This is a genomic window from Cryobacterium sp. TMT3-29-2 (genome assembly GCF_004564305.1).
In the GTDB taxonomy this organism is placed as follows: domain Bacteria; phylum Actinomycetota; class Actinomycetes; order Actinomycetales; family Microbacteriaceae; genus Cryobacterium; species Cryobacterium sinapicolor.
In genome coordinates, this window is the sequence record NZ_SOGK01000093.1 from 1 (window position 1) to 26,387 (window position 26,387).

24 protein-coding genes are annotated in these 26,387 nt (G+C 69.4%); 12 read left to right on the forward strand and 12 right to left on the reverse strand.

Translation table 11 applies throughout. The features are described from left to right. Positions 1 to 332 precede the first annotated feature (332 nt). Positions 333 to 1,187 carry an RDD family protein gene (locus E3O67_RS10395; protein WP_135102662.1) on the reverse strand — a complete coding sequence of 285 codons (855 nt, stop codon included), beginning with the start codon at positions 1,185 to 1,187 and terminating at the stop codon, positions 333 to 335. 17 nt (positions 1,188 to 1,204) lie between these two features. Here E3O67_RS10395 and E3O67_RS10400 point away from each other — a divergent pair, with 17 nt between their 5' ends. Continuing rightward, complete coding sequence (locus tag E3O67_RS10400; RefSeq protein ID WP_134428982.1) at positions 1,205 to 2,200, forward strand: stage II sporulation protein M; 996 nt, start codon at positions 1,205 to 1,207, stop codon at positions 2,198 to 2,200. A 20-nt stretch (positions 2,201 to 2,220) separates the two neighbouring features. Here E3O67_RS10400 and E3O67_RS10405 read toward each other — a convergent pair whose 3' ends face one another. From E3O67_RS10405 to E3O67_RS10425, 5 genes are read right to left on the reverse strand one after another with little or no spacing between them, the layout of a single operon-like run. Next, entirely contained in the window at positions 2,221 to 3,528 is a 1,308-nt protein-coding gene (locus E3O67_RS10405; RefSeq protein WP_135102663.1) for a DUF58 domain-containing protein, read from the reverse strand. Next, on the reverse strand, positions 3,529 to 4,497 hold the full coding sequence (locus tag E3O67_RS10410) for a MoxR family ATPase (RefSeq protein ID WP_135102664.1): 969 nt from the start codon (positions 4,495 to 4,497) through the stop codon (positions 3,529 to 3,531). Then, positions 4,494 to 5,729, reverse strand: a complete 1,236-nt coding sequence (locus E3O67_RS10415; RefSeq protein ID WP_134428988.1) for a DUF4350 domain-containing protein — start codon at positions 5,727 to 5,729, stop codon at positions 4,494 to 4,496. The genes E3O67_RS10410 and E3O67_RS10415 overlap by 4 nt, the downstream gene beginning before the upstream one ends. Then, entirely contained in the window at positions 5,726 to 6,418 is a 693-nt protein-coding gene (locus E3O67_RS10420) for a DUF4129 domain-containing protein (RefSeq protein WP_134428990.1), read from the reverse strand. Before E3O67_RS10420 ends, E3O67_RS10415 begins: the two co-directional genes overlap by 4 nt. Continuing rightward, positions 6,415 to 7,608 carry a hypothetical protein gene (locus E3O67_RS10425; protein WP_134428992.1) on the reverse strand — a complete coding sequence of 398 codons (1,194 nt, stop codon included), beginning with the start codon at positions 7,606 to 7,608 and terminating at the stop codon, positions 6,415 to 6,417. The genes E3O67_RS10420 and E3O67_RS10425 overlap by 4 nt, the downstream gene beginning before the upstream one ends. 131 nt (positions 7,609 to 7,739) lie before the next feature. On the opposite strand from E3O67_RS10425, the gene mtrA reads away from it, so the two are divergent. The 6 genes from mtrA (at position 7,740) to secA (ending at position 16,228) form a co-directional block, all read left to right on the forward strand. Next, positions 7,740 to 8,420, forward strand: coding sequence for an MtrAB system response regulator MtrA (mtrA, locus tag E3O67_RS10430; RefSeq protein ID WP_134428994.1), 681 nt, complete (start codon positions 7,740 to 7,742; stop codon positions 8,418 to 8,420). A gap of 7 nt (positions 8,421 to 8,427) precedes the next feature. After that, positions 8,428 to 10,068, forward strand: a complete 1,641-nt coding sequence (gene mtrB, locus E3O67_RS10435) for an MtrAB system histidine kinase MtrB (protein WP_241982117.1) — start codon at positions 8,428 to 8,430, stop codon at positions 10,066 to 10,068. Then, positions 10,061 to 11,743: an LpqB family beta-propeller domain-containing protein gene (locus E3O67_RS10440; RefSeq protein ID WP_166786944.1), complete on the forward strand. Its 1,683-nt coding sequence runs from the start codon at positions 10,061 to 10,063 to the stop codon at positions 11,741 to 11,743. Before mtrB ends, E3O67_RS10440 begins: the two co-directional genes overlap by 8 nt. A gap of 87 nt (positions 11,744 to 11,830) precedes the next feature. Beyond that, the gene (locus E3O67_RS10445) at positions 11,831 to 12,511 is read left to right on the forward strand and encodes a ComF family protein (RefSeq protein WP_134428998.1); all 681 of its coding nucleotides are present in this window, start codon (positions 11,831 to 11,833) and stop codon (positions 12,509 to 12,511) included. 100 nt (positions 12,512 to 12,611) lie between these two features. Continuing rightward, positions 12,612 to 13,304 (forward strand): ribosome hibernation-promoting factor, HPF/YfiA family, encoded by a 693-nt coding sequence (gene hpf / locus E3O67_RS10450; protein ID WP_134429000.1) that lies wholly within the window; start codon positions 12,612 to 12,614, stop codon positions 13,302 to 13,304. Between the two features lie 113 nt (positions 13,305 to 13,417). Then, positions 13,418 to 16,228: a preprotein translocase subunit SecA gene (secA, locus tag E3O67_RS10455; RefSeq protein WP_134429002.1), complete on the forward strand. Its 2,811-nt coding sequence runs from the start codon at positions 13,418 to 13,420 to the stop codon at positions 16,226 to 16,228. Between the two features lie 464 nt (positions 16,229 to 16,692). Here secA and E3O67_RS10460 read toward each other — a convergent pair whose 3' ends face one another. After that, positions 16,693 to 17,133: an Rv3235 family protein gene (locus E3O67_RS10460; RefSeq protein ID WP_241979199.1), complete on the reverse strand. Its 441-nt coding sequence runs from the start codon at positions 17,131 to 17,133 to the stop codon at positions 16,693 to 16,695. 211 nt (positions 17,134 to 17,344) lie between these two features. Between E3O67_RS10460 and E3O67_RS10465 the strand changes: the two genes are divergently transcribed. Beyond that, positions 17,345 to 18,037, forward strand: a complete 693-nt coding sequence (locus tag E3O67_RS10465; RefSeq protein WP_241979200.1) for a hypothetical protein — start codon at positions 17,345 to 17,347, stop codon at positions 18,035 to 18,037. A 388-nt stretch (positions 18,038 to 18,425) separates the two neighbouring features. Here the strand turns inward: E3O67_RS10465 and E3O67_RS10470 are convergent, their stop codons facing one another. After that, the gene (locus E3O67_RS10470; protein ID WP_135102665.1) at positions 18,426 to 18,770 is read right to left on the reverse strand and encodes a helix-turn-helix domain-containing protein; all 345 of its coding nucleotides are present in this window, start codon (positions 18,768 to 18,770) and stop codon (positions 18,426 to 18,428) included. A gap of 237 nt (positions 18,771 to 19,007) precedes the next feature. On the opposite strand from E3O67_RS10470, the gene E3O67_RS10475 reads away from it, so the two are divergent. Both E3O67_RS10475 and E3O67_RS10480 read left to right on the forward strand, forming a co-directional pair. Further along, a complete protein-coding gene (locus E3O67_RS10475) occupies positions 19,008 to 19,640 on the forward strand; it encodes a hypothetical protein (RefSeq protein ID WP_135102666.1) in 633 nt (210 codons plus the stop codon). A gap of 2 nt (positions 19,641 to 19,642) precedes the next feature. Beyond that, the gene (locus tag E3O67_RS10480) at positions 19,643 to 20,899 is read left to right on the forward strand and encodes a regulator (protein ID WP_174776820.1); all 1,257 of its coding nucleotides are present in this window, start codon (positions 19,643 to 19,645) and stop codon (positions 20,897 to 20,899) included. Positions 20,900 to 20,932: 33 nt separating this feature from the next. Here E3O67_RS10480 and E3O67_RS10485 read toward each other — a convergent pair whose 3' ends face one another. Together E3O67_RS10485 and E3O67_RS16965 are read right to left on the reverse strand one after the other, a co-directional pair. Next, positions 20,933 to 22,630, reverse strand: a complete 1,698-nt coding sequence (locus tag E3O67_RS10485) for a DUF5671 domain-containing protein (RefSeq protein ID WP_241979201.1) — start codon at positions 22,628 to 22,630, stop codon at positions 20,933 to 20,935. Beyond that, entirely contained in the window at positions 22,630 to 23,094 is a 465-nt protein-coding gene (locus tag E3O67_RS16965; RefSeq protein ID WP_167726585.1) for a hypothetical protein, read from the reverse strand. Before E3O67_RS16965 ends, E3O67_RS10485 begins: the two co-directional genes overlap by 1 nt. 76 nt (positions 23,095 to 23,170) lie before the next feature. Here E3O67_RS16965 and E3O67_RS10495 point away from each other — a divergent pair, with 76 nt between their 5' ends. After that, positions 23,171 to 24,664: a sensor histidine kinase gene (locus E3O67_RS10495; protein ID WP_134395999.1), complete on the forward strand. Its 1,494-nt coding sequence runs from the start codon at positions 23,171 to 23,173 to the stop codon at positions 24,662 to 24,664. A gap of 102 nt (positions 24,665 to 24,766) precedes the next feature. Here E3O67_RS10495 and E3O67_RS10500 read toward each other — a convergent pair whose 3' ends face one another. Next, entirely contained in the window at positions 24,767 to 25,015 is a 249-nt protein-coding gene (locus tag E3O67_RS10500) for a WhiB family transcriptional regulator (RefSeq protein ID WP_035837005.1), read from the reverse strand. A 183-nt stretch (positions 25,016 to 25,198) separates the two neighbouring features. On the opposite strand from E3O67_RS10500, the gene E3O67_RS10505 reads away from it, so the two are divergent. Further along, a complete protein-coding gene (locus E3O67_RS10505) occupies positions 25,199 to 25,654 on the forward strand; it encodes a hypothetical protein (RefSeq protein WP_241982119.1) in 456 nt (151 codons plus the stop codon). Positions 25,655 to 25,812: 158 nt separating this feature from the next. Here the strand turns inward: E3O67_RS10505 and bcp are convergent, their stop codons facing one another. Beyond that, a complete protein-coding gene (gene bcp / locus E3O67_RS10510) occupies positions 25,813 to 26,292 on the reverse strand; it encodes a thioredoxin-dependent thiol peroxidase (protein ID WP_135102667.1) in 480 nt (159 codons plus the stop codon). Positions 26,293 to 26,387: the final 95 nt, after the last annotated feature.

The window sequence follows — 26,387 nt, forward strand, 5'->3', positions numbered from 1 at the left end:
AGCGCTACAGAACCACCGGTGATGCCGCAAGCACCGACGATGTGGCCAACTCAGGAGAACCCAGCACGCCGCCCCGGGCACCCACACCCGCCCCGCACTAGTCCGCGCCAGCCGGTGGCCACGGGCGACGGATGTCCTGAATCAGCCACACCCGAAAACCCACCTGCCAACGCGCACACACCACAACCGAAGAAAGCCACCCCACACGGGAGCCAACGGGAGCCATCCGCCGCTAACCAGTGGTGACTGTGCCCGTTCGGACGCGAGTGTCCGGCACAACGGCCACTCTCGCGGTCGGGGACGTAGCTCGCGGATATGACTGGGCCGGCTCCCTACCGCTGGGGAAAGCCGTGCGGCAGAGTGTGCAGCAGGGGCTGCAGGCGGTCGAGGCGCTCCCTCTCGAGCTCCAGCGCCCTGGACTCCCGGCTGCGGCGCACCGCGGCGACCCCGGCCAGTAGGACTTCCGCCGGGACATCCGGTTTCGGCGACACGTATGGGACGGCCTCGGCCGCCAAGCTGTCCGCGAGGCGCAGCCGCGTGGCCGGAGTCAGCTTGTCCGCTTGGCGCAGAAACTGCGCGATGCGGCGGGAGAGACGATCCGGCAACCGCACGACGTCCACCGTCTGTGCCCAGTCCTCGAGCACGAGTGGAAGGGGCACCGGACTGTTCGTGAGACGGGGAACCCGCTCGTGCTGGCTGTACGTGCCGGCGAGCAGGTCGCCGAGACGCTTGGATTTGTTGTTCAGCAGCGCGGTGGTGGCGGCGATGCCGCCGAAGGTCAGGTAGATCTCGACGAAGCCGAGCAGCGCGCGGATGAAGGCGTGGCGGAGCGCGATCGCGCCGCCGTCATCGCGCACGATGCGTGCACCGATCGCCAGCTTGCCCAGAGACCGTCCACCGGTCATCGTTTCGACGGCCATCGGCACGATAAGGAGGCAAAGCACCAGGCCCGCGATTCCGAGCGCCCGACCGAGCGCGTCGTCGATTGCCACACCGGTGAGCCCGGACACGAGAAGGGCGACCCCCAGAAACAGGAGGATGTAGGCAACCCAGTCGATGATCGTTCCGGCTGCGCGCAGGACTATGCTGGCCGGCCTCACGTCGAGGGCAACCGCCTCGCCGGTGACCAATTCCTGCTCACTCCACGAGTACTGGCCGTGATCGGCCGCCTTGCCCGGCTGCTCCATGTCTACTATTAGAGCAGATGGACCTTGACGCGTATTCAGCGGCGCACCGCGCCGAATGGGACCGCCTGGCTGAGCTCGGCTCGCAGCGGCGGCTCTCCGGCGCGCAAGCGGACGAGCTGATCGAACGGTACCAGTCCGGCGCGACCCAGCTGTCGGCGATCAAGTCGACGGCCGGTTCGACGCTGGAGGGCGACCGGATCTCGGTGGGGCTGTCCCGGGCCCGCCTCCGGTTCACGGGGGCGAGCGCGAACGTGGTCTCTCAGATCCCGAGTTTCTTCGTGCTGCAGCTCCCGGCCGCCCTCTACCGCCTACGCTGGCTGACCCTGGCCGTGGCCGTGGTGACGATCGTGGTCGCGGCCCTCTACGGTTTTTGGATCTCCGGCGACCCGCAGGCTCTGGCGGCCGTCGGCTCCGACGCCGAGTTGCAGAAGCTCGTCAACGAGGACTTCGTCAATTACTACTCGGAGAATCCGGCGGCATCCTTCACGGGCCTGGTCTGGACCAATAACGCGTGGATTGCCGCCCAATGCATCGCCTTTGGAATCCTCGGCGTCTACGTGCCCTTCATCGTGCTGCAGAACGCGCAGAACGTCGGCATCACGGCGGCGGTCATGTTCGCCTACGGCAAGGGTGACGTGTTCTTCCTGTACATCGCGCCACACGGCATGCTCGAACTGACCGCGATCTTCGTGGCTGCCGCCGGCGGGCTGCGCATCTTCTGGGCCTGGATCGCCCCGGGGGCCCGCACCCGGGCCCAGGCTCTGGCGGAGGATGCCCGCGCACTCTCCACGGTGGCCATCGGCCTGGTCTTCGTGCTCTTCGTCTCCGGTGTGATCGAAGGGTTCGTCACGCCGGCTCCGTGGCCGTGGCCGGTGAAGATCGGCATTGGCGCGGCCGCCCTGCTCGCCTTCCTCACCTACATGCTCGTGCTCGGGCGTCGTGCCGTACGGGCCGGCGAGACCGGCGACTTGGCCGAGTTCGAGGCCGGCAGCACCCGGATCTACGCGGCGTAGCCTGCGCGCACGGAACATAGCTAGAGCCGGCCGGCGGCCTTGAGCGCGATATAGCGGTCGGCCAGCGCGGGCGGCAGGTCGGCGGGGGAGCCAGTGACGACCTCGGCGCCCTGCCGACGGATGGCGGCGGAGACCCGCGCCACGTCCAGCAGTGCCCGCTCGGCGGCCGCCGCCCGGTAGATCTCCTCCCGGTTGCCGCGCGGGCGGGTGGCCTCCAGAGTGGTCGGGTCGGTAACGGATGCGACGATCACGGTGTGCCGGCGGGTCAACTGGGGGAGCACCGACAGCAGGGCGCTCGAGGCCCCGGCCGCATCGATCGACGTGATCAGCACAACCAGGGCCCGGCGGCTCGTCACCGCGCGCACCTGACCGGGAACGGCCGGCCAGTCCGTCTCGATCAGCTCCGGCTCGATCAGGGCCATGGTGTCGACCATGCGGGAGAGGAGTTCCGCTCCCTGCGCCCCCTGAACGCGGCCGCGCACCCGGCGGTCGTAGGCGATGAAGTCGACGTGGTCGCCGGCACGGGAGGCCAGCGCGGCGAGCAGCAACGACGCCTCGAAGGCCGTGTCCAGGCGCGGCTCGTCGTCGATGCGCGCCGCCGAGGTGCGGCCGCTGTCGATCAGGACGACCACCCGGCGGTCCCGCTCGGGGCGCCAGGTTCGTACCATGACGTCGCCCCGCCGGGCCGTGGCGCGCCAGTCGATCGAGCGAACGTCGTCACCCCGCACATATTCGCGCAGTGAGTCGAACTCGGTGCCCTGGCCTCGCACGAGCAGGCTGGTGCGACCGTCGAGTTCCTTGAGCCGGGTGATGCGCGACGGCAGGTGCTTGCGTGCGTTGAAGGGCGGCACCACCCGGATCTGGCCCGGCGCCTGCAGGGTGGCCTGGCGGGCCCACAGCCCGAGCGGTCCGAACGAGCGCAGCGTGACGTGGTCCACCCGGCGTTCCCCGCGCCGGTTGGGCGTCAACGACAGCGACACCAGTCGGCGTTCGCCGGGCGGCAGCACCTGCGGCGTGCGGTTGTTGCCCGCTCCAGCCGACGGTTGCCAGGCATCCCGCACCATCAGATTCAGTCGCCGTGGTCCGGTGTTGGTCAGGTACAGGTCGCTCGTCACGCTCTCGCCCAGGCGCACCCGGGAGGGCAGGCTTCGGGAGAGCGCGACCTTCCGCGGTGAGCCGGCCAGGCTCAAGTCCAGGATGCCGAGCCCCAGCAGGGCGAGCACCCAGAAGCCCAGCACGGCCGCCGCCCTGCCAGGGGTGCTCCCGAGCAGCACGATCGGCACGACGCCGAGCGCGAGGAGCGCAACAAACCGACCGGTGAGCGTCACTTAGATCGGCACCTGCACCTGGGCGAGCACGGCACGCAGGATCGCGTCCACGGACACGCCTTCGAGTTCCGCCTCCGGCCGCAACTGCACACGGTGCCGCCAGACCGGCAGCACCATCGCCTGCACATGGTCGGGGGTGATCGAGTCATAGCCGCTCAACCAGGCCCACGCCTTGGCTGCAGCGAGGAGCGCGGTCGTGCCGCGGGGGCTGACACCGAGCTTCACCGACGGGCTGCTTCTCGTGGCGCGGGCCAGGTCGACGACGTAGGCGAGAACGTCCGGGCTGGCTCCCACGGATGCCACGGCAGCCTGGGCAGCCATCAGCTCCTCCGCGCCGAGAACCGCGGTGACTCCCGCACCGGCAAGATCGCGGGGGTTGAAGCCCTCGGCGTGGCGTCGCAGCACCTCGAATTCCGCATCCCGCTCCGGCACCTCGAGCACGAGCTTGAGCAGGAACCGGTCGAGCTGGGCCTCCGGGAGCGTGTACGTGCCCTCGTATTCGATCGGGTTCATGGTCGCGGCGACGATGAACGGGTCCGGCAGCGGAAGGGACAGGCCGTCGACGCTGACCTGGCGTTCCTCCATCGCCTCCAGGAGGGCCGACTGGGTCTTCGGGGGCGTGCGGTTGATCTCGTCGGCCAGCAGGATGTTGGTGAAGACCGGGCCCTTGCGGAACTCGAAGTCACCCACCCGGGCGTCGTAGACGAGCGAGCCGGTCACGTCGCCCGGCATCAGGTCGGGCGTGAACTGCACCCGTTTCGTCTCCAGGCTGAGCGCGTGGCTCAGCGACCGCACCAGGAGGGTCTTGGCCAAGCCCGGCACTCCCTCGAGCAGCACATGGCCGCGGGCGAGCAGCGCGATGATCAGCCCGGTCACCGCACCGTCCTGTCCGACGACGGCCTTGCCGACCTCGGTACGCACCTGGGCGAGGGAGCCTCGCAGGGTATCGACAGCGGTATGAGTGCTCATGAGTCCATTCTTCCGGGTGGCAGGGGCGTGGTCGCGCGGGCCGTGGCCCGCTCAAGTTCCTGGATGCGGTCGGAGAGGGCGACAAGTTCGGAGTCAGAACCCGGGACGGCGTCCACCAGCACGGTCCGCACGTCGGCCGGTGGCCGGTCGACCACGGTGGCGACCATGGCGATCACGTCGTCCAGGCTCGCCAGCCGGGACAGCCCGACCTGACCGGCGAGGCGCTGCACGGCGCCCACCCGCAGCGCGTCGAGGGCGCGCAGGCGGGCGCTGCTGCGCGCGTAGAGCCGGGCCCGGCCTTCCATCGTTTCGCTGGCCCGCACCGTAACCGGCAGGTTCTCGGCGACGAGCGGCCCGAAACGCCGCCCGCGCCAGACGGCGGCGGCCACTGCGACGAGCACCAGCAGGATCATGGTCGGGGTGACCCAGCCGGGCGTCAGCTCACCGAGCGACGGCGACCCGGTTCCGGGCACGTCGGCGATCGTCGGCAGGTACCAGACGAGCTCGTCGCCCGGGCCCAGCAGGTTGAGCGCGAGGGCGGCATTGCCGGCCTCGCCGATCCGTTCGTTGCTGAACAGGGTGCCGTCGGCGAGCAGCGTGAGCGTTCGGTCGGCGGTGACCTGTTCGACCAAGGCGAAGGCGTTCTCTCCCGACGGGAAGCATCCGGTCAGCCCGGCGGCGTCGGCCGGGATCGTGAGCGTGGGACCGCCGGGGGAGAGCCCGTCGGCCTTGACCGCGGCCGTGACCGTGCAGGCGGAGCGGGATTCCTCGGCCGATGACACGCCGCCGAAACCCACCGGGGGAGTCAGCGTCTGCAGGGTCAGGAAGTCCGGGGAGGCCACCACCGTGCGCGGGGCGAGGGCGGACATCGTGCTCAGTTGATCGTCGGTGAGGTAGCCGCTCTCGTCGAAAAAGAACACGGTGGGGTCGGTTGCGGCCCCCACCAGGCTCCGCGCCTCGGCGAGGGTATCGGCGGTGTTCACGGTGACGCCCTGCTGGCGGAGCACCTCGACGAGCGCCCGCGCGCCGGCCGGTGCCGCGCTGCCGGCCTCGAGGGGTTGCCCGCCCACTCCGCCGCCCGCGGCGAGGACGGTGCTGATGACGGCGACGAGCAGGGCGCCGCCGCCGGCGAGCAGCCAGTACCGAGACCGGCGTCCGGCTTCGCGCAGGGTCGGCGTGGAGGAGGCGGCATTGAGGGTCGTCGGGGAGACCGTCTGGGTGGGCAGGCTCATGACCGCTTCGTCTGTACTGGGTCCTGTGCCGGGTCCTCGAGGTGCAGCGGCCGGGCGGCACGCAGGTCGCTCTCGAGCGCGGCCAGGGCCAGGAATTGCTGCTCGGTGCCGTCGATCCCCAGGTAGCGCACGCCGTCGAAGAGCTCGGCGGCCTCGCTCAGTCGTACCCGTTCGGCGGGGAAGGCCTCGCCGGCCCGGGCCGCGAAGGAGTGCGCGGTGGTGCCCGGCGTCACGACCAGGATGGTGCGCTCGAACAATCCGCGCGCCAGGGCCCGGAACATTTCGGCACTCGCCACGTTCCAGTCCCGGTGGGAGGCCGCGGCCAGCGCCGCACGACGCAAGTCGGCCGCGGCCCGACGGTCGTCGACGCCGAAGAGGTCGGATGCGAGCCGGCTGCGCCGGTTCAGCCGCGGCAGGCCGAAAATGAGGAGGGCGGCGGCGACCAAGACCACCACGGCCACGGTCAGGAGCAGGGGAACCCAGGCCGCGAAACCGTCGGCCGACGGCGCGGTCAGGGAAGCGAACCAGTCCAGAATCGACGTCGACAACCGGTCGAACCAGGTGGGTTTGGCGGCCTCGTACGGTGCTTTCGCCAACTCTTCCCGAAGCCACTGCCGGGCTTCGGGCGCATCGGGATCGACCGGTGTCGCCCCCAGGACCACCGCGTGGATGTGCGAGCCCCGGATCATGCCCAGGCTGACTCCGGGGTGCCCGCCGGCTTCGACCGGTAGGGGTCCTCTTCCGCGCCGGGGGCCGATTCGACGAATCGGGCCAGCTCGAGGTCGAGACCCTCCTTGCGCATCCGCAGATCGATGTAGATCAGGGCCGTCGCGGCCGACTGCACCACGGCTGCGACGGCGCCCAGCACCAGGCCGATCAGGATGGTCAGCACGTACAGGATGACCGACGGGAGGTACGCGTCGAAGGCCGCGTTCGGATCGACGACGGAGAGGGCGGCTCCGAACAGGAGCGACAGCGGCGTCGTCACGATCTGGGAGACGAGGTTCACGACCGTCGCGACCAGGAACTGGACACCGAAGGTGCGCCAGAAGTAGCCGCGGGTCAGCGACCAGGACCGCCGCACCGCCGCCCGGATTCCGAGCCGTTCCAGCACGATCACGCTCGGCACGAGCGAGGTCTTCGTGATCAGCCAGATACCGAGCGCGAGAAGGGCGACCGTGCCGAGGATGCCGGTGACCACCGCCAGTCCCACGCCCGCTCCGCCGAGGGAGACGAAGAAGACCACGAGTCCGGCCACAAGCGCGACGGCCGCGAGCACGGCCGCGCTCAGCATCAGGGTCCAGAGCACCAGCGGCCAGAGACGGGGCAGCACGGCGCGCCACAGGGCGGACAGGCGCATCTTCTCGCCCAGCGTGGCACGGGCCACCTCGATCACGATGACGCCCTGCAACAGCGCGGAGGCGACCACGGCCAGAGCCACCGGCACGATGGCCGAGAGCACGATGCTCAGGGTCGCTCCGGCCTCGAGCGCGTCTCGGTCCTCGAGTGGCGAGTTCTCCACCCGTTCGAGTGCAAAGTAGGAGACCAGGCCCACCATGATGACGGCGATCAGGGCGACACCCGCCTGCACGAGCAGCGCGCTGCCGAAGGTGGCCTTCGGATTGCGGCGCAGAACCTGGAACGGCGCCCATAGGAGGGTTCCGAAAGCCAGCGGTCGCAGGGGTATCAGTCCCGGCCTGGGTGGAGGCGTCCACGTCGGCGGAGGACCCCAGACGGGCGAAGCGTCCGCGCCGAGAGCGCCTGCCGAATTCGTCGGCGGCACGAAGCCGGAGGGCGCGCGGGGCGCCCTCGGCTCGTCGCCGACCGGAATGCTGCGCCCGTCATCCGTCGGGGAGTGCCAGTTCTGCGGGTCCGTCACGAGATCTATGCTGGCATACCTCGGTGATGAATGAGCGCGTTGAGGTTTCCCACGGCGCCGTCGACTACTCTTAGTCCAGTGATTGCATGACTCACCGGGGTATTTTGGGTGACTGAGTGGAAAACGGATTGATGAACGCACGCATTCTTGTCGTCGACGACGACACCGCGCTGGCCGAGATGATCGGCATAGTGCTGCACGCCGAGGGCTTCGAGCCGGTCTTCTGCGCCGACGGCTCACTGGCCCTGGAGGCTTTCCGCGCCGTCAAACCCGATCTGGTGCTGCTGGATCTCATGCTGCCCGGCCTCGACGGCATCGAGGTGTGCAGCCTGATCCGCGCCGAATCCGGCACGCCCATCATCATGCTGACCGCGCGAACCGACACGACGGATGTCGTCAAGGGCCTCGAGTCCGGCGCAGACGACTACATGGTGAAGCCGTTCAACCCCAAGGAGCTGGTCGCGCGCATCCGCACGCGCCTGCGCCCGGTCCCGTCGGAGACGCCCGCCAACCTGCAGATCGGTGACCTGGTCGTCGACGCCGCCGGGCACGAGGTGCGGCGCGGCACGCGGCAGATCAACCTCACCCCGCTCGAATTCGACCTGCTGCTGGCTCTTGCGTCCAAGCCCCAGCAGGTCTTCACCCGGGAGATGCTGCTGGAGCAGGTCTGGGGCTACCACTACAAGGCGGACACCCGCCTGGTCAATGTGCATGTGCAGCGCCTGCGCGCCAAGGTCGAAGATGACCCGGACAACCCCCGCATCGTCATGACGGTGCGCGGGGTCGGTTATCGGGCCGGCGCGGCCGGCTAGGTTTCTCGTGGTCGGGAGCACCAGGTACAACCGCGGCATCTGGCGGGATTGGCGTTCCTGGTCGACCAGGATCGCCGGGCTGTGGCGTTCCTCGCTGCAGTTCCGCACGGTGACCATCACGGTAGCGCTGTCCGGGATGGCCATCATGGTGGTCGGGGTATACATCTCCGCCAGCGTGGGCAACGACCTGTTCCAATCGAGGCTGAACCAGGTGCTCGTCGACTCGAACCGGGCCACGACGGGCGCCCAGGGCATCTTCGACGCCTCCGACGCCGCGGACCGGGTGGAGGTGCAGACCCTGGTGGGTTCCGCACGCACCCTGGTCACAGCGGCATCCTCGTCACAGATGATCGCCATCTTCCGGGCGCCCGGGCAGGATGCCTCCACCGTGGCTCCCCAGGACTCCTCGTCGTTCGGCGATTCGACCGGTGTGATCACGCCCGCTCTCCGCCTCCAGGTGCAGGAGAACGCCGGCGAGCAGTTCTGGCAGTCGGTGACGCTGGCGACGGATGACGGCGGGCAGGTTCCCGGCGTCGTCGTCGGCTCCCAGCTCACAGTTCCGGTCGCCGGCCGGTACGAGCTGTATATCGGCTACAGCCTGGCCGACGCCGAGGCGACCCTGGCCTTCGTGCAGCGCACTCTCGGCATCGCCGGCCTGGTGCTGATCCTCCTGATCGGCGGCGTCACCTGGATCGTGGTGCGCTTCGTGGTCACCCCGATCCGCGTGGCCGCGGCCACCAGCGCGCGACTCGCCTCCGGCGACCTCGGTGTGCGCATCCCGGAGAAGGGCGAAGACGTCATCGCGACGCTGGCCCGCTCCTTCAACGGCATGGCCGACAGCCTGCAGAGCCAGATCAAGGAGCTCGCCGACCTGTCCGAGGTGCAGCAGCGCTTCGTGTCGGACGTCTCACACGAGCTGCGCACCCCGCTGACGACGATCCGGCTGGCCGGCGACGTGCTCTACGACCACCGGGCCACGTTCCCGCCGGCGGTCGAACGCACGGCCGAGCTGCTGCACACGCAGGTCGAGCGGTTCGAGCTGCTGCTGAGCGACCTGCTGGAGATCAGCAAATACGACGCCGGGTCGGTGCAACTGGAGACCGAGCCCACGAACCTGGTGCACCTGGCCGAGGACGCCATCGACGGGCTGCGCTCGCTCGGGGATTCCAAGGGCACGGTGCTGACCCTGGTCGCGCCGGGTGGGCACCTCGACGCGGACGTCGACCCTCGGCGCATCCGTCGGATTATGCACAACCTGATCGGCAACGCCATCGAGCATGGGGAGGGCAAGCCGATCATCGTGTCCGTCGACAGCAACGAGAGCGCGGTGGCCCTGTCAGTGCGCGACTACGGCATGGGGATGAGCCAGGCGGAGATGGCCCACGTCTTCGACCGGTTCTGGCGGGCCGACCCGTCCCGCAAGCGCACCATCGGCGGGACCGGCCTCGGCCTGTCGATCTCCCTCGAGGACGCCGTCGTGCACGGCGGCTGGCTGCAGGTCTGGTCGCACCCGGGGGAGGGGTCGTGCTTCCGGTTGACCCTGCCGCGCAACGCGAACGGAACGCTGACGAGCTCGCCGAGCCCGCTGCCCCCTGCCGATGCCGGCGGCGGCACGGCCGCCCGCGGAACGGGAGGGCACTATGCGTAGCCGGACCCGGATGATCGCGGGCTTGGTCGTGCTCGCGGTGGCGATCACCGGCTGCGCGGGCATCCCGCGCGACGGGGGCGTGCGCGCCGGGCAGACCGTACAGCCCGGCGCCACCCCGGCCCCCGTGTTCCTGCCCTCGCGGCCGCAGAAGGACGCCACCCCCGAGGCGATCCTGCGCGGTTTCATCGATGCGGCGACGAGTCCCGACAACGACTACGCGATCGCCCGGGAGTTCCTGGCGCCGAACTACAGTGGTTCCTGGGAGCCCGACTCCGGGGTGACCGTCGACGACGCCACCGGGCGCAGCATCGTCTCACTCGGCGAGGGTGAGATGCAGTTCTCGGTGAACCCGATCGCCGAGGTTGACGAGCGCGGCGAGTACCGCGAGGTCGAGTCGCCCACCGCGGTGGCGCTCCGATATCAATTCGTGCAGGTCGGCGGCCAGTGGCGCATCGGCGCGGCGCCGAACGGCACGGTGGTCGACCGGAACATCTTCCAGGACGTCTTCACCGCCCAGGCGCTCTACTTCTTCGACCCCGACTTTCGTTACCTGGTGCCCGATTTGCGCTGGTATCCGCGCAGCGGGTCCACCCTGACCAAAATCGTCAACGGACTGCTCGACGGACCGAGCCCCTGGCTCACCGGGGCCGTCGTGACGGCGTTCCCCGACGGCACCAAGCTCACCGCGGACGCCGTGCAGGTCATCGCCAGGGATGCCAAGGTCGACCTCAACAGCGAAGCCCTGAACGCCGACCGGGTCACCCTGCAGCGCATGCAGGCTCAGCTGTCCAACAGCCTCCCGGCCGGGCTGTCCGCCACCATCACCGTCAATCGCAACCAGCAGGACATCGCCCCGCTGACCGCGAACGCGCCGACCGCGAACCCCCGCGTCGACGCCCGCGCGCTGATCCTGCGCCAGGGTGAATTCGGATTCCTCGCGGCCAGCGGTTCCTCGATCAGCCCGATCGCCGGCCTGTCCGGCACGATCGTCGCCCTGGGCCCGACCGCCGTCACTCTCTCGCCCGGTCAGACCGCGGCCGCAGTGCTGACGGGAACGGGCGTCTACGGGGTCAGGGTCGGCGACGCCCCGGTGCAGTTCGATCCCCGCCAGCGTCTGATCGCGCCCGCCATCGACAACTACGGCTTCGTCTGGTCGGTGCCCGCCGACCGCCCCGGCGAGCTGTTCGTGTACGGCCCGAACGGCGAGGCGACCGCCGTTCCCACGCCCTGGCCGGAAGCCTCGGCGATCCGGTCGCTGCGCGTGTCGCGGGACGGCACCCGGCTGATCGCCCTGCTGGAGTCCGGCAAGGAGACCCGATTCGTCATCAGCGCCATCACCCGGGCCAAGAGCACCCCGGTCGCGTTGGGGGACGCGGTGCTCCTGGCCGCGCCGGGAGGCACGGCCGTGGACGCGGCCTGGATCGACGAGCTCACCGTGGCCTGCCTGACCCGCCTGCCCAGCGGTGAGGAACGGATCGTGGCCTTGCAGTTGGGCGGCCTGACCACGCGCCTCGAGTCCGCGCCGGACAGTGTCACGATGGTCGGCAGCAACAACCTGCGCGACCTGCGCGCTCTCTCGTCCACAGGTGGGCTCCTGGTGCAGCGCGGTGCCGGCTGGCAGGAACGACTGGGCGACGTCACCCTCCTCGCCACCCAGCAGGGCATCGGCGGGTAGTTCCTCCACCGATCCGGCGGAAGCCGGTTCTGCACCGGTACGGCCCTCGGGGTCAGGGCGGGCCGCGCCTGACCCCAGGATGGCGGGATGCGCCCTCCAGCCGGTCTCACCCAGGCCGCCCGAGACGCGTGGGCCGTGGTGATGCCCACCGAGTGCAGCGGCTGCGGCATGCCCGACCGGGCCCTGTGCGGGCCCTGCCTGGCCGCCCTGGCCCCTCGGGTGCACAGCTCCGAACGGTCGGGGGTCCTGGTGTGGTCGGCCCTGGACTATTCCGGCGTGGCCAGGAGGGTCCTGGGGGCTTTCAAGGACGGTGGCCGAACGGATGCCGCCGGCGCGCTGGCCGGTCCGCTCCGGGCCGCCGTGGCCGCGGCGCTGGCCCGCGTGCCGGAGGGTGCTGGGGTGCAGGTGGTGACCGTTCCCTCGTCGCGGCGGGCGTGGCGCATCCGGGGCTATCACCCGGTGGAACTGCTGCTCGGCCACGCGGGACTCCGGGCGACCCGGTTGCTCCGGACCGTGGGGGAGACGCAGGACCAGGTCGGCCTGGGCAGTTCGGAGCGGGGGCGGAACCGCACCGGGTCTCTGGTTGCGCGCCGTTCCCTCCTCGGCGTCCGCGTCCTGGTCGTCGACGACATCCTGACCACCGGGGCCACGGTGCTCGAGGTGCGACGCGCCGTGCTTGCCGCAGGCGGCGAAGTCGTCGGCGTGGCCACTCTGGCGGAAACACGGCGTCGTTTCCCCGTCACCGCACGTTCATCGAAAACAGATTGACAAAAGGCTGTGACTTATCCCGTGCGCACGGCTACGGTGGGTCCTGAAGGCGCGTAATAATCGCCCAGATACGGGCGGTTCGCCAGATCTGGAGGTCGTCATGGAAACTAACATCGTTGGACGAAACCTAGGGATCACTGATCGTTTCCGGGAGTATGCCACCGAGAAAGCCGAGAAGGTCGCCGGTCTCGCCGACAAGGCGCTGGCTCTCGAGATCAAGCTCAGTCGTCACCGTGAGAAGAACGGCGCCACGGGCAACGACCGGGTGGAACTGACCCTGATCGGCAAGGGTCCGATCGTTCGGGCCGAAGCCGACGGTTCCGACAAGTACGCGGCGTTCGACGTGGCCCTGGGGCGGTTGCTCGAACGGGTGCGCCGCGCCAAGGATCGCCAGAAGCTGCACCGTGGCGGGGCGCACCGTCCCATCTCCCTGCACGACGCGGCATCCGTCGATTTCAGCGTGGTCGACATCAAGCCTGCCGACGCCGAGGTGCTCGAGCGGGTGCGCACCGGCGCGATCCCCGTCGTGAACGTCGAGACGACGGCGGCCGAAGAACCGGAGGACGTCTACAACCCCGTTGTCATCCGACGCAAGGTTTTCGCGGCGGCCCCGATGACCGTCGACGACGCCCTCTACTTCATGGAACTCGTCGGCCACGACTTCTACCTGTTCCAGGATGCCGTAACGAAGCGTCCGAGCGTCGTCTACCGCCGCAAGGGCTGGGACTACGGCGTGATCGAACTGGACGAGAACGCCGATCCGGCCGGGGAGGTCGTGCCGCCCTCCCGGTAGCGCAGCAACCGACCACCTGGCCTTGTTATAGTTGCCGCATGCCGGACGCGGTGAGCGTGCGGCAATGACGACAGGCGTGTGCACACGCCGTGACGACTAGTGGAGTGCATTTCGTGGCCTCAATTCTGGAAAAAGTACTTCGTGTCGGTGAAGGGCGCCTGCTGCGTCGTCTCGAGCAGTATGCGAAGGCCACCAACGCGTTGGAGGATGACTTCAGCCACCTCACCGATGAGGAGCTGAAGAACGAGACCGTGGTGCTGCGTGAGCGCTACTCGGGCGGCGAGTCGCTGGACGACCTGCTGCCCGAGGCGTTCGCCGCCGTGCGCGAAGCCTCGACCCGTACCCTGGGACTGCGGCACTTCGACGTGCAGTTGATGGGCGGGGCGGCCCTGCACCTCGGCAACATCTCCGAGATGAAGACCGGCGAGGGCAAGACTCTCGTGGCCACGACCGCGGCCTACCTGAACGCCATCACCAGCCGGGGCGTGCACATCATCACCGTCAACGACTACCTCGCCAGCTACCAGAGCGAGCTGATGGGGCGCGTCTTCCGTGCCCTCGGCATGACCACCGGCTGCATCCTGTCCGGCCAGACGCCGGCCCAGCGCCACGAGCAGTACCTGGCAGACATCACCTATGGCACGAACAACGAGTTCGGTTTCGACTACCTGCGCGACAACATGGCCTGGCAGGCCTCCGACATGGTGCAGCGCGGCCACTACTTCGCCATCGTCGACGAGGTCGACTCGATCCTCATCGACGAGGCACGCACGCCTTTGATCATCTCCGGTCCGGCATCCGGCGAGGCCAACCGCTGGTTCACCGAGTTCGCGAGCCTGTCGACCAAGCTGATCCCCGACGTCGACTTCGAGGTCGACGAGAAGAAGCGCACCGTGGGCGTGCTGGAACCCGGCATCGAAAAGGTCGAGGACTACCTCGGCATCGACAACCTCTACGAGTCCGCGAACACCCCGTTGATCTCCTTCCTGAACAATGCGATCAAGGCCAACGCCCTGTTCAAGAAAGACAAGGACTACGTCGTGATGAACGGCGAGGTGCTGATCGTCGATGAGCACACCGGGCGCATCCTGATGGGCCGGCGCTACAACGAGGGCATCCACCAGGCGATCGAAGCCAAGGAGGGTGTCGCGGTCAAGGCGGAGAACCAGACCCTGGCGACGGTCACCCTGCAGAACTACTTCCGGCTCTACTCGAAGCTGTCCGGTATGACCGGTACCGCGGAGACCGAGGCAGCCGAGTTCATGAGCACGTACAAGCTCGGCGTGGTCTCCATCCCCACGAACAGGCCGATGAAGCGCATTGACCAGTCCGACCTGATCTACAAGAACGAAGAGGCCAAGTTCGGCCAGGTCGTCGAGGACATCGTCGCCCGGCACGAGAAGGGCCAGCCCGTCCTGGTCGGCACGACCAGCGTCGAGAAGAGCGAATACCTGTCGCGGCTGCTCGCCAAGAAGGGTGTGCGACACGAGGTGCTCAATGCCAAGAACCATGCCCGGGAGGCTGCGATCGTCGCGCAGGCCGGACGACTGGGCTCGGTGACGGTCGCCACGAACATGGCTGGTCGAGGCACCGACGTCATGCTCGGCGGCAACGCCGAGTTCCTCGCCGTCGCCCAGATGAACGCGAAGGGCCTGAGCCCGGTCGAAACCCCCGAGGACTACGAGACCGCCTGGGACGACGTCTTCGACGCCGTCAAGGCCGAGGTCGCCGTGGAGGCCGCGAAGGTCGTCGACGCCGGAGGCCTCTACGTTCTCGGCACCGAACGGCACGAGTCGCGCCGAATCGACAACCAGTTGCGCGGGCGTAGCGGACGCCAGGGAGACCCGGGCGAAAGCCGGTTCTACCTGTCGCTGACCGACGACCTGATGCGCCTCTTCAACGCCGGCGCCGCCGAGAGCCTGATGGGCCGTCAGGGCATTCCCGATGACATGGCGATCGAATCCAAGGTCGTCAGCCGGGCCATCCGTAGCGCGCAGGCGCAGGTCGAGGGCCGCAACGCCGAGATCCGCAAGAACGTGCTCAAGTACGACGACGTGCTGAACCGCCAGCGCGAAGCTATCTACGGCGACCGCCGCCACATCCTCGAGGGCGACGACCTGCACGAGCGCACGCAGCGCTTCCTGGAAGACGTCGTCGACGAGGTCCTCGAGGTGCACACGGGCGAGGGCAACGGTGACGACTGGGACTTCGACGCCCTGTGGACCGAGCTCAAGACGCTGTACCCGGTGGGGCTGACCATCGACGAGGTCATCGCCGAGGCCGGCAACCGCGGCAAGATCAACCGTGACTTCATGCGCCGCGAGATCCTGTCGGATGCCAAGGTCGCCTACCAGCACCGGGAGGAGTCGCTGGGTTCACCGGCGATGCGTGAACTCGAGCGCCGGGTCGTCCTGTCGGTCATCGACCGCCGCTGGCGCGAGCACCTTTACGAGATGGACTATCTGAAGGACGGCATCGGCCTGCGCGCGATGGCCCAGCGCGACCCGCTGGTGGAGTACCAGCGGGAGGGCTTCGTGATGTTCCAGCAGATGATGGGCCAGATCCGCGAGGAAACCGTCGGCTTCCTGTTCAACCTCGAAGTCGAGGTCAGCCAGGCTCCCGGTGCCGTCGCCGGTCCCGTCGTCGCCGCCAAGGGCCTCGCCCCGGCCGCAGCCCCCGAGGAGAAGCTCAGCTACACGGCCCCGAGCGATTCGGGCGGAGTAGAGGTGCGCAATCAGCGCGGCCAGATCCAGCAGGCCGCCACCGACCGTGCCCGCCGGGCGAGCGCCGCGGCTCCCGTCGATGAGGCGGAGCCGGAAGCGGCAGCCGGACCGCCCCAGCGCGGAGCATTCGGCCAGCGCGGCGACGCGTCGAAGCCCGCCCCGGCGAACCGCTCCGAGCGACGCGCCCAGGGCAAGAAGTAAGCATCGGGCACGCCACCGGTCGGTGAACCCTCATCGGCCGGTGGTCTCCCGCAGCGGCCAGCGCTGACTGTGCCGCGGGGCGCTGTCCATCACTGCGGCCAGCGGTGCAGAAATGGACCGTGTCCGCGGGCGAACCAATTCGACGGAGATTCTCGGGTGAAACTGCCATTTCGGGGTTTCCAGGGTCGATTTCGGCAGAATCTCCGTCGAATTCGTTCGGGCCGTGGGGCGGAGCGAGCGGCGGTCCTGGACCGCACCGGTGCTGCTGCACGATCGCTGGGGGCCGACGCGGGAGATCCGTGCAATCGGACCGGACATCCGTGCGGTGCGCCCAGTGGTCCGCGGCGGCCGGTGAAAGTGGGCGTCGGATGTCCCGAGTCAGCCACATTCGCCACCTCCGAGCCGCCAATCCGCGGGCCCTCATCTTCGGGTGGTGGGGAGGCCTCCGCGAGCGGAGTTCGCGGTCACAGCACGTTGATGGCGCTGGCCCGCCAGCGCTGGTCCATGCCCTCCAGTCGCAGGGCCACGGCGCGGACCCGCACCTTGCTGTGAACCATCACCACGGCCTCGATCACACCGTCTCGCGGCTCGGAAATCGTGACTCGGCCGATCGTGAACGCGGGTCGCTGGGCCTTCTGCCCCTTGACGGCGCGTGCCCGCGCGGAGAGCACGACGCGTTTCAGCAGGTGCCGGTAGACGTCGTCGCTAACCCACCGGGCGAGCTGGTCGAGCTCGCGGGCACCGGCGAGCACCTCGATCACGCAGCGGGTGAGGTTGATCAGCAGCGGTTCCGGGTCGGGCAGCTGGTCCCGGGTGCTCGGCTGGTGGCCGAAGAAGTCGTCCTCGACGAATTTGTTGTCCCGCGACCGGGGGTGGCGTGCCGGGGTGGCGGCTGGATCGCTCATGACTCCTCCGAGGTGCGTGAATCCGCTGCCGGCGGCACACCTGCCGCGGCATTCGGGTGGTTCAAGGGTTCGGGTGGATCCGGCGTTCGGCAGAGCAGTCGTTCGGCGGAGCGGGCGTGCGGTGAGCGTCGGGCACCCCCGCGTGGGGGGTACGGGCTGTCATCGACACTCAACCAGCCGAGAACGGCCGTGTCGAGTGCTTATAAGTCCTGTGGATAACCTGGACCGGGTGTCGGCCCTGCGGGATAACGTCGAGAATGTGCGCTGGGATAACCTGTTCGACGACCTCGAGGGGCAGCTCGAACACGAGTTGCACGCCGAGGAGATCGATCTGCGCGCCGAAGAAGAGCGGCTGCGGCTGGGGAGGCTGTCCCTGCGCAACCGATTGACCAGCCTCGCACGGGCCCCCGGCGTCGCGGCGGAGGCCCGGAGAGGATCCCAGGCTCGCAGCGGGCCGGGTTCCGGCACGGGGGTCCTGCGGATCGTGCTCGCGACGGGGGAGACGATCGCGGTGCGGCCGACCACGTTCGGGCGGGACTGGTTGGCAGGTGATCTGCTGGACTCCCTCTCCGCCGGTTCCCAGTGCGTGCTCCCGCTTGCCGCCGTGGCGGGGGTCGTCCTGAGCCGGGGGGAGATTCCCGGCTCGCTGGGCACCGAGCCCGAATCCGCAGCCCGGGTCGTGGACCGTATCGGTCTGGCGTTCGTGCTGCGGGACCTCTGTCGGCGGCGCTCTACTGTGCAGGTGCACACTCGTGCCGGTGTTCTCCCCGGCACCATCGACCGGGTGGGCAGGGACCACATCGACCTCGCGCTGCACGCGCCGGGCACCCTGCGCCGTGAAGCGGAGGTGCACCAGTACCGCATCGTGCCGGTGGCCGAGATCCAGCTCGTTCGGCTGCCCTGACCCTCTGCTGTGCCCCTGTGCCCTAAGCCGCCGGTCAGCCAGGTGTGCGGGTCCTGGTGGCCGCGGGCATGGTGGTCCGAGGACTGGCGGCTGCACGGCGGTTGCGTGGCGGTTGCTGCCGAGGCGGGGCGGACGAATGGTGGACCGCGACGAGGGGGACGTGCGCTTCCGCCGTGGCATTCGAGGCTCGGCAGCAGTTCTGTTCCGAACGAATTCGACGGAGATTTTGCTCAGAACAGGGCGCTTTCGCTCGAAAACGGATGGTTGCCCCAAAATCTCCGTCGAATTGGTTCAACGACGGGCACGGCGCCGGCCTGGGATCGACGGCGTCCACGCGGGGCGGTCTGCCCTGACAGGGGAGCGACACAACCACGCGCTGTGGACTCAGTCAGCTGGCCGGTGAGTCGTCGGGACGGATGATCGTGCCGCCGGACAGCTCCGGGATGTTCCCGAAGTCAGACTCCTGCCAGAGTGACATGCGCCGGGCCTCCTCGTACTTGGCCTCGATGAAGGACTCGAGCACGATGCGTTCGACCCGCCATACACCCGCGCCGCCGGAACCGATCATGGCGGCCCCGCCGGCCGGGGTGCCCCGGGTGCCGAGCCGGATCGCCGGCAGCTCGCCGGTGCGCACCAGCTCCAGCACCTCGGCCGCCGTCAGCGACAGGATCTCCGCGGTGTCGGCCAGGGTGAGGAACCGGCCCACAGCGGAGGCAGCCTCGGAATCGTCCATGGATCGATTATCCGTCGGCCGGCGGCCCCGGATCAGGGGGGAGTGAGGCTGTGGATAACTTTCCCGCGTGGGGGGCGAAGACCACCACGATAGAGCAAGTGACGGTTTTCTCGGGTCACCCGGGGTTTCGAGTCCGCGTCATCGAGCCAGGCCATCGAGTCAGGCCATCGAGTCAGGCCGTTGCGTCAGCAGTGTCGGGTCAGCACCATCGAGTCAGTACGGGGGAGGCAGGCGACCGTGAGCAAGACCGCCGGGAACGCACGACGTAAATTCTGGTTCGACCCGCGATTCGCGATCGGGCTGGTGCTCGTGGTCGTCGCCGTCGGGGGCGTCTACCTGATCGTCTCCGCCGCCGACCGGACAACGGCTGTGTTCACCGCGCGGTCGGCGCTCGCTGTGGGGGACCGAGTGGAGGCATCCGATCTGGTGCCCACGCAGGTGCGTCTCGGTGGTACGGGAGATCTCTACGTGACCCCCGACCGGCTGCCGGACGGCGGGCTGATCGTCACCCGCACGATCGCCGCCGGCGAACTCGTACCGGCCTCCGCGGTCGGGCGCGCCACCGGCACCGAGGTCACGAGCGTCGTCGTGGAGTTGACGAGTGCCCTGGCCGCGAATATCGGCCCCGGCTCCGTGGTCGACGTCTGGTCCGCCCGCAAGACCGATCAGAGCACGTTCGGGCCGCCGACGGTGCTCGTCGACCGGGCCGCGGTCGTGCGCCTGGTCGAGCCCACGGGGCTCGTGGCGGGCGGCGGCATCCGGTCAGTGGAGATCCTGGTGCCCAAGGGCTCCGTCGCGGCGGTGCTGGAGTCCATCGCGAACCGCGACGCGGTCGCGGTCGTGCCCGTCAACGAACCGCTGGAGAAGTAGCCGTGGCCACCCTCGCGCTGGCCCTCGACCGGAACACGGAAGACCGTCTGCTGATCGACATCATCGAGCAGGGCCATGTGATCGTGGCGCGCTCGACGACCGCAGGCGAGCTGATCCTCGCCCTGCGGCAGAGCGCGCCTGAGGTGGTGATCGTGGGGGCCGGCCGCAGCACGCTCACGGCCGAGCTGATCACCGCCTGCGACGCCCACGGCGCCCGGGTGATCGCGCTCGCCGCAACCGACCAGGACCGGCGGAATGCGGCCGGGCTCGGGCTCTTCGATGTGGTGGACGCCGCCGCCGACTGGTCCGAGACTGAGGCGCTGATCAGCACCGGGGTCACCATTCCGCTGCGGGTCGGCGATCCCGCGGCCGTGCCCGGAGCCAAGCGGCAGGGCAGGGTCATCGCCGTCTGGGGTCCGGCGGGCGCCCCGGGCCGCACCACCCTGGCGATCAACATCGCGGCCGAGATCGCCGCCGCCGGGCACACCGTCGCCCTGGCGGACATCGACACCTACAGCGGGTCGGTGGCGCCGAGCCTGGGCATGCTCGACGAGGCGCCGGGTTTCGCCGCCGCGTGCCGGTTGGCCGGCTCGGACAGCCTGACCCGGTCCGAGTTCGAGCGCATCGCGCAGCGCTACAACTCGCCGCAGGGAGCATTCTGGGTGCTCACCGGCATCGGGCGGCCGTCCCGTTGGCCCGAGCTCTCCACCGAGCGGGTGACGCGCACCGTCGACGCCCTCCGCAACTGGGCCGACTACGTCGTGCTCGACACCGGGTTCAGCCTCGAGAGCGATGAGGAGATCTCCAGCGACCTGTTCGCCCCGCGCCGCAACGCGGCCACCCTGACGGGCCTCGGACTGGCCGACCACGTCGTGGCCTGCGGCCTCGCTGACCCGGTCGGGATGGCCCGGTTCCTGCGCGCCTGGGTGGACCTGGCCGATGTTGTCACCACCGACCAGGTCAGCGTGGTCATGAACCGGGTACGCGCGAGTGCGGTCGGGCTGGATCCCAGCGGGCAGGTCGTGTCGGCGCTGCGCCGGTTCGGCGGCATCGAGTCGCCGATCCTGGTGCCGCAGGACCAGGCGTCCACGGATGCGGCGATCGTCGCCGGGCGCACGCTGCGGGATGCCGCGCCGAAGTCCCCGGCGCGCACCAGCATCCGTCGCTTCGTGCGCACGGAACTGCTGCCGGTGCCCGCACCGGCTACGGGGCGCCGTCGCCGGGAATCGAGATGGCGCCGGCCCGCCGTGGCCACCTGAGCCGCCGTCGACTCGGGTGGCCGTGCGAGCCGCTCATCCCTGGAGCGGGATCACCTCGACCCGGTCGCCGGGGCCGGTGACGACCAGCACGCGTTTTCCGGTCACGCCGGTGAGGGCCCGGGCCAGCTGCTCCGCCGTTGCCGAGCTGCCGGCGCCGTCAGCGCGCTTCAGCACGGAGACGGCCGCGCCGCCCGTGGCCGCGCCGATCGCCTGGCTGAGGGGTTCCGGGTCGGCATCCGTGACCAGGATCACCCGGCCGACGGTGCGGGCCTGTTGCGGGGCCTCCGCGCTCACGGCGCGGTCCCGTCGCCACACGGCGAAGTGGTACCCGGCGGCGAGGCCGGTGGCGACCAGCAGCCCCAGTGGGGCCCGCACCCGGTCGACCAGGCTGTCCCCGGTGAAGTCGCCAAGGGCGAATTCGAAGAGCCGATAGCCGATCACCAGGAGAGTGACGATCGCGACGACCGCGCTCACGCCGAAAACCAGGATCAGGTAGACCCGGCGTCCCGTGGAGCGGACCTCCGCGGCGGTGGGCGGCTTCGTCGGCTGCCAGGCCATCCACCAGACCGGGCCGCCGACGACGAGGGCGCTGATACCGCCCAGCAGGAGGGTTCGGGTGTCCGACCCGGCGAGCGGCGTGGTCGTGGCGGCGAGGATCGCGTTCACGACCACGCCCAGCCCGGAGGCCGCGGCCACGAGACCCACACCGGAGGTCACGAGCTTCGTCGCCACCCTCGCCTGGTCCGACCGGGCCAGGGCCAGGCCGCGGTGGTAGCTCCAGATCAGCGCGCCGATCGCGGCGGCGGAAATGCCGAAGCCCAGCAGGCCGAGGATGTCGGGGACCGGGTCGGTGCGGTCGACGGCGAGTCTGAGCAGCAGGAAGAGCACGGTTCCGGCCCCGCTCAACGTCAGGATGGCAGCCCCGGTCACCCCGACGGCGACCAGTGCCAGATCGGCGAGGCCGCCGCGCAGGTCGCGGGCCCGGCTGCGGATCCAGTGCCACCACCAGACGACCAGCCCGCCGGCGAACCAGATCAGTGCCTGGACGGTCAACTCCCACCAGGGTGCGCCCTGGGTGAGGGTCGGTGCGACGGCGTCGACGGCGGCATCGAGCAAGGAACTGAGCGCCGTCACGCCGCCGCCCACCGCGATCACGAGGCCGAAGACGGAACCGAGGACCGGGGCCACGGTGACGAGCCGGGTGGGGCTCTTCTCCCGGTGCCGGGACATCCACAGGTGCCAGCCCCACACGCCGGCCCAGACCACGCCGGTGGCGAAGAGACGCGGTTGCCAGTCCCCGCGCACGAGCACGGCCGCCGTGGTCAGCAGGGTGCTGCTGAACGTGACGAGGGAGACCATGTACAGGCCGGCCAGGTAGAGACCCCAGGCGACGGATGACCGTTCCGCGCCGTCCATCCGTCGCCACAGCACCCACCAGAGCACGGCGGCGAACGGACCGGCGATGAGGGTGAACGCGAGCGAGCGGGCGAGCCCGGTGACGTCGCTGGAGGCGAGCGCGTTGCCGGCGTCGAGGAGGCGCCCGAGTAGTCCGCTCACCCCGATGGCGGCGATCACGACCAGTGCGAAGAGCAGAACGTACACGATCACCCGGCGCACTGTGGGCTGGGCCGCGCTCTCCCCGTGCGGCGACGATCTACGCACCGCGATCACGGTGCCGGCGATGCCGCCGCCGATCACGAGGACGGCGACCAGAAGCACCACGCTGACCATCAGGAGCCGGCCTTCGGGTTCGGGCAGATGCTGAGTTCGTAGGGGGCGTCATCGATCAGCCACGTGTCGTCGACGAGAACCAGATCGAAGACGCCCTGGGTCTCATACTCGTCGGCTCCGAAGGGACCGCTGCCGTAGGAGGTGACGATGGCCACCTTCACGTCGGCGGACTCAGCTCGCTCGGTGGTCGAGACCAGAGTGATCCGCATATTGTCCGTGGGCCCCCGGTCGAAGTCCTCGCAACCCTCGAACGCGCCCTCGGCGAGGTACCCGCCCGCGGCCTGCTCGTCGCCGTCGATGACGGCCGCGGAGTACGCCTGCACGACGCCCTCCGGGGTGTCCGCGTCGAGCCGTTCCGGTTCGCCGCCGGTGAAGACGACGATGAGGGCGATGACGACCAGTGCTCCGATCACGGACAGGAGGACAATCAGCGTGCGATCGGGCTTTCCACTTGCTGTGTTCATCTGCTCAGCATGGCCCAATCCGCGGTGGGCTACCATCACGGCGTTGGCACGTGTCCGGGGGACCTAGGCTATTGCTGTGTCGACGCTCAGTAATCTCGTACTCGCCCAGGGCCGCAGCAGTGCGGAGGATGTGGACTGGCTCCACATGCTCGTCGCGGACGGCCAGCTCCTGGCCGACCTTGCCTTCGCCGACATCGTGGTCTGGGTGCCCAGCAGTACTGGCAGCTTCGTGGCTGTGGCCCACGCCCGGCCGTCGAGCGCCGCCACCCTGTTCTACCGGGACTTCGTCGGGCAGAGTATCAAGGTCGAGTGGCGCCAGCAGGTCACCGAGGCCTTCGAGACGGCGAAGATCGTCGATACCACGGCTCCCGACTGGTATGAGGAGACCCCGACCCGGGTGCGCGCGATCCCGGTGCGGCGGCGGCTCAGCTCCACGGGCTCGCAGATCTCGGACAAGCCCGTGGCGGTGCTCACCCGGCACACCAACCTGAGCGAGGCGCGCACGCCGAGCCGGCAGGAGCTGACCTTCAACGACTGTGCCAACGACCTCTTCGCCATGATCGCATCCGGCGATTTCCCCGATCTGGGCGCCCCCACCGGCCCCCGGCGCGGCGCCCCGCGCGCCTCGGACGGGCTCATCCGTCTCGACGTCGACGGTGTGACCACGTTCGCCAGCCCGAATGCCCTCTCCGCCTTCAACCGGATGGGATTCGCCGACGAGCTCGAGGGCGAGTCGCTCGCCGAGGTGACCACCAGCCTGCTCACCGGAACGGCGGTCGTCGATGAGACCCTGCCGCTCGTGGTCACCGGCCGGGCACCATGGCGCACCGACGTGGAGGCCCGTGGCGTGACGGTCTCGCTGCGCGCCATCCCGATCCGCAATCGGGGCGAACGGATCGGGGCCATCGTGCTCTGCCGGGACGTCACCGAGCTGCGGCACCAGGAACGTGAGCTGATCACGAAGGACGCCACCATCCGGGAAATCCACCACCGGGTCAAGAACAACCTGCAGACCGTGGCCTCACTCCTGCGGATCCAGGCGCGCCGAACGCACTCCGACACGGCCAGGGAAGCACTCAACCAGGCGATGCGCCGGGTGGCCGCGATCGCCGTCGTGCACGACACCCTGTCCGAGGGACTCAGCCAGAAGGTCGACTTCGACGTGGTGTTCGACCGGGTGCTGCTGCTGATCATGGAGGTGGCGTCGGCGCACAACACGACGGCGCATCCGAAGTCGTCGGGCAGTTTCGGTATCCTGCCCAGCGCCTACGCGACACCGCTCGCCCTCGCCCTGACCGAGCTCGTGACGAACGCCGTCGAGCACGGGCTGGCCGGACGCGAGGGGGAGGTGTCGATCGAGGCCGAGCGCAATGAGGAGACCCTCACCGTGCGGGTGCGGGACAACGGCACGGGCCTGCCGGAGGGCAAGGTCGGGTCGGGCCTCGGAACCCAGATCGTGCGGACCCTGATCCAGGGCGAACTCAGTGGCAGCATCGACTGGCACACCATGATGGGCAGCGGCACCGAAGTGACCATCGAGATCCCGCTCCGGTACATGCGCGAAGCGTAGCGCCGGGCACCACCGCGAAAGGCCCGGCTGGTCAGCCGGGCCTTTCGCGGTGGTACCGTCGTGCTGTGCTGTGCTGTGCTGTGCTGCTGCTGTGATGCTGCGTTAGGACGCGCGTCGAGCGCGGGCGGCGCGGCGTTTGAGCGCACGACGCTCGTCTTCGCTCAGGCCGCCCCAGACGCCGGAGTCCTGACCGGTTTCGAGGGCGTACTGCAGGCACACCTCGGTGACGTTGCAGCGGGCGCAGACCGACTTGGCCTTCTCGATCTGGTCCACAGCGGGGCCAGTGTTACCGACCGGAAAGAAAAGTTCCGGGTCGGCGGTGAGGCAGGCAGCTTTGTCGCGCCAGTCCATAGGGGTGCTCCTTTATTGCAGGGATGCCTGGCCGATTGGCCGAAGATGAGAGGCTGCCGGTTGCAGGAAGGGTAGTGGATCTACTCGTTCAGATCGACTCACGTCCCTGTGAGCGTCAACCGGGCCTCAAAAATGATCGCATAATGGTGGAGTCAAATCAATAGTCTTGAATGGGATATCTCTGTGAATGCACGGTCAGACCACAGCGGCGACGACGAGATCCAGGCCGGCCGGGTGCGTCGGCCGCGTGCCCTGCTGCTCCTCGCCGCGATCCTCTACGCGGAGGCTGCCCTCCTCTGGGCCGCGGTCGCCTGGCTCATTCTCGAGCTGCTGATCGCGACGCCGACCTCACTGGCCACGGCCCTCGCCATCCTGGTGCTGGTGGTCATCGCGGCGTCCTGGGTGACGGCCATCGCGGTCAACTCGCTGCGGCGCCGGTCCTGGATCCGCGGAGCGGCCGTCACCTGGCAACTGGTGCAGATCGCCGTCGCCGTGGGCTCCTTCCAGGGGCTCTACGCCCGGCCTGACCTCGGTTGGGCGCTTCTCCTGCCCTCGGTCGTGGTCCTCGTGCTGCTGTTCCAGCGGCGTGTGATCGCGGAGACGACGACGGCGCGCTCGGCGGACGGCTCGCCGCTGTAGCGCGGCTCCGGCGGCGGCAGCTGCGGGGTGCCCCGAAGCACGTTCCGGCGCTCCGGAGGCCGGTACGGGCCTCCTGCGGCCGGTGGCAGGCGGTAGGGGCTCCCGCGGTCGGGTCCGGGGTGCCGTTCCCGGGGGCCGCGTGGCGGCATCCGTATCGGTCAGGCTGGAAGCCCGAGCCTCTTGCGGAGGCTCGCGACGTGGCCGGTGGCTTTCACGTTGTACAGGGCCAGCTCGACCGTGCCGGACTCGTCGATCACAAAGGTGGACCGCAGCACGCCCGTGACCGTCTTGCCGTAGAGGTTCTTCTCTCCCCAAGCGCCGTAGCCCGTGTGCACGGCGAGGTCGGCGTCGCTGAGCAGCGGGAACGTGAGCTGCTCGGTCTCCTGGAACGTCTTCAGCTTGACCGGGAGATCCTTCGACACGCCGAGCACCTGGTAACCAGCAGACGCCAGCGAGCCGAGGTTGTCGCGGAAGTCGCAGGCCTGCTTCGTGCAGCCGGGCGTCATGGCCGCCGGGTAGAAGTACACGACAACCTTCGAGCCGGCGAAATCGGCGAGCGACACGGTGTTCCCGTCCTGGTCGGGCAGGGTGAACTGGGGGGACTGGTCGCCGGCCGCGAGCCGCGTGGATTCGGTCATGCCCCCACGCTAGTGGTCCGTGCTGCGCTCGCCCGCCGCCGCCTTCTGCCGCCCTCTCCCGCCGCCGTCCGTGCGTCCGTCCCCTAACGAATTCG